Raw genomic sequence first — 331 nt, forward strand, 5'->3', positions numbered from 1 at the left:
AAAATATTGATATAATTCGTTCACATAGACCCAAGTACATTCTAATTCTGTCTGGTGACCATGTATATCGTATGGACTACGGCACTCTACTAGCGGAGCATGTGGCAAATAACGCAGATATGACAGTCTGTTGCCTAGAAGTTGATACTGAAGAAGCAGCAGGCAGCTTTGGTGTTCTGACCGTAGATTCCAAAAACAAAATAGTCGCTTTTGATGAGAAACCAGCTCAACCTAATGAAATTCCGAATAAACCGAATAAGTGTTTGGCTTCAATGGGCAATTATTTATTCAATGTTGATTTTCTTTTTAACCAGTTATTAAAAGATGTGGA

At 37.5% G+C, this 331-nt stretch carries 1 protein-coding gene; it reads left to right on the forward strand.

The features are described from left to right. A partial coding sequence (locus EYW48_RS22055) for a sugar phosphate nucleotidyltransferase (protein ID WP_277433100.1) occupies positions 1-331 on the forward strand: 331 nt, incomplete at both ends.

It is taken from the genome of Vibrio sp. 1180_3 (assembly GCF_029478545.1).
Taxonomy (GTDB): domain Bacteria; phylum Pseudomonadota; class Gammaproteobacteria; order Enterobacterales; family Vibrionaceae; genus Vibrio; species Vibrio aestuarianus.